This is a genomic window from Acinetobacter sp. UBA5934 (assembly GCF_002430855.1).
Lineage (GTDB): Bacteria > Pseudomonadota > Gammaproteobacteria > Pseudomonadales > Moraxellaceae > Acinetobacter.
The window spans coordinates 1-8,386 of sequence record NZ_DJDC01000079.1; the positions used below are offsets into that span (position 1 = coordinate 1).

9 protein-coding genes are annotated in these 8,386 nt (G+C 40.7%); 4 read left to right on the plus strand and 5 right to left on the minus strand.

Annotation, left to right across the window (positions count from 1 at the left end; all coding sequences use genetic code 11):
• Positions 1–169: 169 nt before the first annotated feature.
• Positions 170–1,327, plus strand: coding sequence for a helix-turn-helix transcriptional regulator (locus B2Y23_RS05710; protein WP_291369547.1), 1,158 nt, complete (start codon positions 170–172; stop codon positions 1,325–1,327).
• A gap of 225 nt (positions 1,328–1,552) precedes the next feature.
• Here B2Y23_RS05710 and B2Y23_RS05715 read toward each other — a convergent pair whose 3' ends face one another.
• Complete coding sequence (locus B2Y23_RS05715) at positions 1,553–2,047, minus strand: copper resistance protein NlpE (RefSeq protein ID WP_291369549.1); 495 nt, start codon at positions 2,045–2,047, stop codon at positions 1,553–1,555.
• 316 nt (positions 2,048–2,363) lie between these two features.
• On the opposite strand from B2Y23_RS05715, the gene B2Y23_RS05720 reads away from it, so the two are divergent.
• Positions 2,364–2,945, plus strand: a complete 582-nt coding sequence (locus B2Y23_RS05720; RefSeq protein ID WP_291369551.1) for a 1-acyl-sn-glycerol-3-phosphate acyltransferase — start codon at positions 2,364–2,366, stop codon at positions 2,943–2,945.
• A 127-nt stretch (positions 2,946–3,072) separates the two neighbouring features.
• On the opposite strand, the gene B2Y23_RS05725 is transcribed toward B2Y23_RS05720, so the two are convergent.
• Together B2Y23_RS05725 and B2Y23_RS05730 are read right to left on the minus strand one after the other, a co-directional pair.
• Positions 3,073–3,402: a hypothetical protein gene (locus B2Y23_RS05725; protein ID WP_291369553.1), complete on the minus strand. Its 330-nt coding sequence runs from the start codon at positions 3,400–3,402 to the stop codon at positions 3,073–3,075.
• Between the two features lie 189 nt (positions 3,403–3,591).
• Complete coding sequence (locus B2Y23_RS05730) at positions 3,592–4,326, minus strand: sulfite exporter TauE/SafE family protein (protein ID WP_291369559.1); 735 nt, start codon at positions 4,324–4,326, stop codon at positions 3,592–3,594.
• Between the two features lie 246 nt (positions 4,327–4,572).
• Between B2Y23_RS05730 and B2Y23_RS05735 the strand changes: the two genes are divergently transcribed.
• Positions 4,573–4,770, plus strand: coding sequence for a hypothetical protein (locus B2Y23_RS05735; RefSeq protein ID WP_409514826.1), 198 nt, complete (start codon positions 4,573–4,575; stop codon positions 4,768–4,770).
• An 81-nt stretch (positions 4,771–4,851) separates the two neighbouring features.
• Here B2Y23_RS05735 and rsmD read toward each other — a convergent pair whose 3' ends face one another.
• On the minus strand, positions 4,852–5,409 hold the full coding sequence (rsmD, locus tag B2Y23_RS05740) for a 16S rRNA (guanine(966)-N(2))-methyltransferase RsmD (protein ID WP_291356199.1): 558 nt from the start codon (positions 5,407–5,409) through the stop codon (positions 4,852–4,854).
• 3 nt (positions 5,410–5,412) lie between these two features.
• Positions 5,413–7,422, minus strand: coding sequence for a penicillin-binding protein 2 (gene mrdA / locus B2Y23_RS05745; RefSeq protein WP_291369555.1), 2,010 nt, complete (start codon positions 7,420–7,422; stop codon positions 5,413–5,415).
• Positions 7,423–7,656: 234 nt separating this feature from the next.
• On the opposite strand from mrdA, the gene B2Y23_RS05750 reads away from it, so the two are divergent.
• Positions 7,657–8,175 (plus strand): hypothetical protein, encoded by a 519-nt coding sequence (locus B2Y23_RS05750; RefSeq protein ID WP_291369557.1) that lies wholly within the window; start codon positions 7,657–7,659, stop codon positions 8,173–8,175.
• Positions 8,176–8,386: the final 211 nt, after the last annotated feature.

Sequence of the window (8,386 nt, forward strand, 5' to 3'; positions counted from 1 at the left end):
ATGTAATTCATACAGGTATCAGATAATAAAAAAATCCCCGCTTCTTGCGGGGATTTTTTTTAAATTCCTATTCATATTATTAATATCCTTTGTTTGACTAATCACCTCAATTCTCTATTCTAATTATCTATAACCAATAGTTTTTATCTGTTTAAGGTTGGCAAAATCAATGCAAGAGGAGCTGGAAAATATAATTATTGAACAAATTTATGATGCTGCCTTGAATGCCAGCTTATGGCCTAAAGTGATTCAGCAAATTGTTCAATATACTCAAGGTCAGGCAGCTATTTTTACTGCTTTGGACCAATTAAACCCTGCCTATAACTTTGTTCATACTTACAATATTCCGCCGTGCAGTTTGGAAACCTATCAGCAGGAAAAAATAAGAATAATGAATCAAAAGTTACATTCGCCATTTTGGCTGCAATTGGGTGTTGGAAATGTTTCGAGTCAGAATTTAACGCAATATGCTCAGATCTTTGCTACAGATGAAGCTGTATTTTATGAAAAATGTTTAAAAGCGACTGGGGTGGGTTTTATTGCCAACCTATTGCTAGAGCACGGCGATCATCAATGGTCAGTATTGGGAATTCATCGCGGCAAACAGGATCAACCCTTTAGCCAGTATGAATTGGATATTCTAAAAAGATTGGGTATGCATTTACATAGAGCCTTGCAGATTCATAAACAATTGACTTTAGTTCGACTCAAAAACAAATATTTGTACCAAATTCTCAATGCAATTAAAACAGGCATTTTACTCATCGATATGAATCGGGAATTGTATTATCACAATCAGAAAGCACAGTATTTTTTCGAACAATCCAAGCTATTCGAACTTGATCAAAATAACCAGCTTAATGTAAGCAAGGTCTATCAATTAGATTTAGAGCACTTAATATCAAGCATTAAGCCAGAAGCTAATTACGCGAAAAAACAGGTAGGCGGGGTATTGGCGCTGGAAGATCAGCATGGACAAAAATTTATGCTAACCATTGCCCCTTTTAGCAGTCCGCGACATTTTACCGATTTAAAAGATCCTTTGAAGCCATATGCCATGCTATTTATTACTGAAACCGAACAGAAATATAAGCTGGCTTCAGCTTATCTCAAACAAATATATGGTCTATCTCACCGGGAATTTGAACTGTGTGAATTATTTATTAATGGCTGTAATTTGGAAAAAATTGCTGCACATTACCAATTGGCTCTAAGTTCTGTACGAACCTGGCTAAAAAATATCTATGCAAAAATGCAGTGTAAATCCCAGGCAGAATTTTTGTACAAGCTTATGGGAGTGAGCATCGATTTTGAGTATGCAAGTTAAAGATAAATAATAAAAAATTAAAATAATAAGAAAATTTTATCTTGGCACCACCGTTTAATATAAAAATATTTTTAACTATAAGCCTAGCCTTAGGGGGGGCTAAAGTATCAGGCGATGAAATAACTTTCTATTTATACGGTGTCATAAGAACTACAGAAAAGATGCAATTAAATCGCCATTTTCCAGGTTTTTTAATTGCATGCAGGTCGAGATTTCAATAAGAAATTAATTCATATCTTTTTGCAATTTGTCATTCGTTTTGGAATCAATTACTTTTCCTGAACGTGGATCACGTACCTGAATAAAATTTTCACCAATAAAAAATTTACGATTTTCTCCTGCTTGGTCCAGGCTAATCATGGAAGGATTATTCGGATCAAAACTAAAAGAGCCTTTTACCTTGGTCTCCTTGTTTTTTCCCTTACCCAAATATTCTTGGGTCAATTCATAGGTTTTATCTGCTTTTAATTCCAGTTCGGTTTCAATACCTTCGCAGTCAGCGCAGGGTAGGACGCCTTTATATTCACCTGGCCAATCCAGTGATGTTTCAGCAGTATCATTTGTAGGAGCAGCGGGTTGAGATGGGGCAGGTGATGGGGTAGTGGTTTGAGCCATGGGGCGGTCAGGTGCTGTATTGCTTTCATGAGTATCGGTATTGGGTTTGTTACATCCAATTAAGGCTAAGCTACTCAGTGACAGGATGAATATTAGTTTTTTCATGATATTGTTCCTTTTAGCGGGTACAACTTTAAAAACCATATAAATCTCAAACTATATAAAAATGCAGATGGATTAAATATTCATCTTGTTATGCCTTTGTGATTTCTGGTTTGTATGGATTTTAATCTGTAATGAAAATTGGAGATCACCCTAAGAAAATTTTGGTATAAATAAAACGGCAAATTTCAACTTTTTTCTTTAAACCTGCAAAGCTATACATTTATATATTAACTGGTTATTTACTGCTCATATTGCACTTTCATATTTTAATCACATTGTTAAACTCTGCGCACTTGATTAGGTGGTGGTGTGGTAAGTGTTTGAGAAATTAGCTGAACAAAGTTTAAAAATGATGGGCTGGGAAATCGATAATCATTGGCCACTTGATTTAGATCAATGTGTGATGATTGCTGCACCGCACACCAGCAACTGGGATGCCTTATATGCACGTCTGGCACTCAAGGCATTAGGGGTGAATGTTCGTTTAACTATTAAAGACAGCTATATGAAATTTCCATTTGGTCCATTTGTACGGGCAATGGGTGGAATCGGGATTGACCGGACAGCGAAAAAGGAAGGTGAGCCACGTCCTAGTATGGTTCAAGTGATGGCGGATTTATTTAAGACCCATCCTAAACTGGTAATGCTGGTTACACCGGAAGCCACGCGTGCCAAACAGGAACAATGGAAAACCGGTTTCTACCATGTGACAATCAATGCAGGCGTGCCCATTGCATTGGCTTATATGGATTATGCCAAGAAGAAAACCGGGGTAGGTAAAATTGTTTATCCTACTGGCGATTATGAGAAAGATATGGCTGAAATCATGGCTTTTTATGCACAAATTCATGCCAAATTTCCAGAACAGTTTAGTGTAGATAAACGTTATTACCCTTAAGCATCACTACAAATACATGGTTTTTCTGTCGAGTCTTCAAGCAAAGCTAAGAGCGCGTAATGGCAACATTTTAGCTTGCTGCAGATGATTGATTATTCAGCATGGAACTCGCCTTCGCCTGAAGGAACTAGAGATTCTGTGCTGGATGAATTCCGCCTAAATGTTGGCATGCTTCCTGATAAATATAATATTGTTCCTCGATTACTTCTGTTAATGGCAGATTAAATAACTCGTCCCCATCTTTATAGCTTTGCACATAGGATTCGGCTTTTTGGCGGCTAGAAGCAAGCGCCTGTTCATGATAAGAGGTGATCGAACTATGCGCCATTTGGGCACTTTCAATTTTATTGCACTGAAAATCTGCAAGCATTTTTTCCGCATGTTTAATCTCACGCGAAGTACTGAGCGAGCAGCCAGAGAGAAAAATCATTCCTGCTAATAAAATCAAGGTTTTCATTTCTGGGAAAATTAATGATGGGGTTAAGTTATTGTATAAAGTTTTCCTGCCGATAAATTTGCTCAGCCTGGCTGATTGGGCGTTTTTTGTTTAAATGAGACTAATCGTCCTTTTGATATGTGGTTATAGATAAATAACACTGCAATATCTCAACATATGCAATTAATTTTTTTCGGCAAGAATTAGTTCTTACAGCAGTGTATTGAAAACCAGGAAGCAGCCCGAAGCAAATAAAAGGCTTAAAACAGTGTGCTTAAACTGTTTTTCCGAAATTTTATAGAATAATTTTGCTCCTAGAATCGCAGGAAAACTGACGCTGATCAGCAGGATAACAATATAAGGCCAGAGCTGGATGTCAAGCGTACCTTGCAGTAAATAGGCCAGCAGCGTAAACAGCTGAATGCCAAAATTAAAATGTCGTAAAACGTAACGTTGTTGCTGTTTGGACAGATTTTTCAGCATCACCCAGGCAGAGGGTAATGAACCGCAAAATCCGCCTAAACCACCCAAAATCCCGCCGATAAATCCAATCACGCTATCAGCCAGTTTGCCAGATTGCTGTAGACGGGGAAATGCCGGATTAAAAAACATCACTGGGCACCACAACACCAAAAATATACCGAGAACAACTTTAAAGGTTTCAGGTTGAATAATATGCAATAAATATGTGCCTAAAGGTACGCCAATGAGTCCGGCAATTAAATAAGGCAACACCAGGGTTTTATGCAGATGAGGATGCTTTTGTTCATTGGATAATGAAATGATATGGCTCCATACCGAAGCAAAGACCACCAGGGGCGCAGCAATTTGCGGGGGCAAGGCCCACACCCAGAATGACATGGCAATCAGGGCAAAGGCAAAGCCGGTCAGTCCCTGTACAAAACCTGCGACCATTGCACCAAGAATAAATAACAACCAAGTCATAGCGATAGGTACAGATGAAAAGTCAGTAGTATTCAAAAGATACGTCAAAAAGCCAAGCTTATAGTTAGCAATATTTCTGCAAATAAAAGGAGAACTTTGTATAAAACCCACTTCAACATTTAGTGAGGCAATTTAGCTCATGCATAAAAAATGAATAAATCACTACAAGAATTCAACACGGAATCCCATCGCTCTTCATTAAATCATTTAATACTAGATGTATGCAGTAAAAAGGTGAGGAATATGATGAAAAAAGTGATCTTACTTTCTGTATTGGCAGTGTCATTAACCGGCTGTGTCCTTGATCCTTATGATGACGATTATGGTCATCGAGATGGCAATGGACACTATGATCGACACCATGGTGACCGAGACTGGGACAATAGAGACCGTCCGGACTGGAATCATGACAGAACCGATCGGGATAGACATTATAACCGCTAACAGCTTTATAGCCTGAGCTTAAACAGGCAGACTACATTTGACAAAAAAGGATTCCATTCAGGAATCCTTTTTTATTGTAGATTAGGGTGCGTTCTTTTGATACAACCCTGCACGGACGGTGCCTGCCTTGCTTTGTTTAACCTGCTGCCAGGAAGCAGGAAGTTTAAGCTGAGTTAATTCACGATCAGCTTCCACATAAATAAATGCCTGATCTTTAATGAGCGGGTCGGCAAGCTGAGCCAGTTCTTCCCACAAATCTAAACTATAAGGTGGATCTAGAAACACCAGATCAAAGGATTGTTTCAGGCTGGGTAAAGTCTGCTGTGCTGTGGCTACTTTTAATTTGGCGTGTTGACTGGTCACTTTCAGCAACTGCAAATTATCCGTTAAAAAAGCAGCTTGTGCACGATTCGGTTCAATCATCACCACCTGCGCTGCACCACGTGATAAAGCTTCAAAACTTAAGGCCCCTGAGCCGGCGCAGATATCGAGAACCTGTGCATTTTGAATATCCCACATCAGCCAGTTAAATAAAGTTTCACGGACACGGTCGGGTGTAGGACGCAAGCCTTCAATACTGGCAAAAGGAAGCTGACGGCGTTTCCATTCACCGCCAATAATACGGAGTTGATTTTTCATAGATCATTCACCTTCAACTTCTGCGGGTTGTGCACTGGATGCTGCTTGGGTAGTTTGCAGTGTCGCTGCCGTGGTGGTATCCGCCTGAATATTGCTACCGCTACCACTTGGCAATTCACCCGGTTTAATCCCCGCAGTCATTAAACCGCCACTCATTTGATGAGCTGCCGGGCGGATCGGATTCTTTTTACGGGTCAATAACCAATAATCAAAAATAGGTTTAGCCAATTGTGCAGCTGAACCACCGTGTTTACCATTTTCCCAAACAACCGCAATGGCAATTTCCGGATGTTCAGCCGGGGCGAAACCGACAAATAAACCATGGTCAAGTTGACGCTCGGTTAATAAGGCCTCGTTATACTTTTTACCCTGGGCAATACTTTTAACCTGTGCTGTACCGGTTTTTCCTGCGATTTGATACATGGGGGTACGAATACCGCGACCGGTACCGCTTTGAATTACATCCACCATAGCATCACGCATTTTAATCCAGTCTTCGGGTTTGCCATTAAACTGAATTTTGCCATCCGGTGCATTATGCATTTGAAACGGTTTGGCACCGTGACTTTCACGCAATACGTGCGGGGTAATATGCGAACCTTGATTTGCGGTAATCGCAGTCGCCATCGCCAGTTGTAAAGGGGTGGCAGTAAAAGCACCTTGTCCAATACTCACCGAAATGGTTTCACCTTTCAGCCATTTGCTTTTACGGGTACGCATTTTCCAGTCTGGGTTTGGATACAAGCCTGTACTTTCGCTCGGTAAATCCACGCCCGTTTTTTCACTAAAACCAAACTGGCGCATCCAGGCATTCATTTTTTCGATACCCATGCGATAAGACAGGATATAGAAATAAGTATCACAAGATACCACCTGGGCTTTATGCAGATTTACCGCACCATGACCGGATTTTTTATGGTCACGGAAGCGGTGGCTGTCACCGGGCAAGGTGAAATAACCGGGGTCAGAGATGGCCGTAGCCCAATCGACATAACCATAGTGGATTCCGCCTAAACCAAACATGGGTTTTATGGTTGAACCAGGAGGATAAGCACCTTGCACGGCACGGTTATAAAGCGGCTGGTCCAGATTGTCCCGAAGGGCACTATAATCAGTACTGCTAATCCCGGTCACAAATAAATTCGGATTAAAACTTGGGCTAGAAACCAGGGCCAGAATTTCCCCTGTTTTCGGGTTCATCGCCACAATGGCACCACGACGGCCCGCCAGTTGCTCAGTCGCGGTGACCTGCAAGCCGTAGTCAATTGACAGGTATAAGTCATTACCACGTACCGGTTCTTTACGACCCAAATTGCGTAATACATTACCGTGAGCGTCGGCTTCTACAGATTCATTGCCAGGCACTCCATGCAGCAGATCTTCATAAGATTTCTCTACCCCGATTTTACCAATCAGGTTGGTGCCGGCATATAAATCTTTATCAATCGATTTTAATTCTTTGTCGTTAATACGTCCCACATAACCAATCACATGGGCAAACAGGTCACCATGCGGATAATAGCGGGTCATTTGGGTTTCAATATTGACCCCGGGGAACTGAAATTTGACTTCGCTAAATCTGGCAATATCGGTTTCGTTTAAATTTAATTTCAGTGATACGCGTTCGGTTTTTTTAGAGGTTTTAATACGACTGCTAAAACGGTCGATGTCTTCTTGGGTCAGGCTTAGAATGGGGGTTAAACGCTTTACAGTATCTTCAATGTCCTGCACATCAGCTCGAGACATGGTTGCGGAAAAGACGGGATAGTTATCTGCCAGCAAAATACCGTTACGGTCATAGATATAGCCGCGTGCCGGTGCCAAAGGTTGCAGCCGGATACGGTTCTGGTCTGAGGCAGTTGAAAACTCATTAAAATGCGCAATTTGCAAATAGGCATAACGCACAATAAGCAGCAACAGAAAGAATGCCACGATCCCGATGGAGATAAACACCCGATTGCGATAAATGCGCTTTTCTTGTTGAACGTTTTTTAAAGGAAAGTGCTGCTTCATACGCGATCGACTTAAGACCAGAGGGAAAGGAATTAAAGTGGAGTATTCTAGCGCAACTGTACGGGATTTGATAATGAAAAACTGGCTGTAGCAATTCCTGTGTTTAAACTTTGACTTTGCAGACATGAAAATTGTAAAGTGCTGCATACAAGAGTTTTAATAATTCTGATAAAGTCAAAATTAAATAAAAATAGGACTCTACCAAAAACTATAATTAAGGAAGATGGTGAAGGAATGAACAAAGTTTACCCTTTGTTGGCATTTGCATTCTTTGCAAATGGGGGATATGCACATGATCAAGTGAATAATACGACAAACAGAACTGAGGATCGTGAGCCTAAAGAATTTAATGTTGGGGTCGGTTTTACCCAGAAACTTATCCATCTAAACACTGAATGGGTGAATCCTTATGGGATTGCTTATGTGAAAGGTGGTGCTTTTCTCAACGATGATCGTACAGTTGGAGCACAAGTTGGCTTTCGTTATCCTGCACACCTCACCGGCAAGGACAAAAATGGTTATTATGTAGGGGCTTATGCCGGTCATATCGATAGCAAACAGGTTGATGACAAATACGAAAGCCGTTTAGGTGGGGGCATTGATCTGGCGTATGTTTTGCTTAGTTCAGAACGGATCAGCAGTTTTAGTATCGGTATTGGGGCGGGGGAGAAACTACAGGACAGTAATGGTCGTGTTGTAGCCGAAACTGAACCCAGACTACAATTCTCCTATACTTTAAGTATCGGTTTATAGACAAAATATTCAACTTTATTAATACCTGTATTCTGTGAACAAAAAATTAAATATGGAATTTATGCATGCTTGAGTACGTCAATGAATTGTGGCAAGTCTTCTTGAATCGCCCAGATTTTTGGGCAGTGCTCAGCATTATTCCGGTGACTGCATTCGTAACATGGGCTCACGTGTGGATGGCGCTAAAAATGGTGTTTTATCCAATTGATTT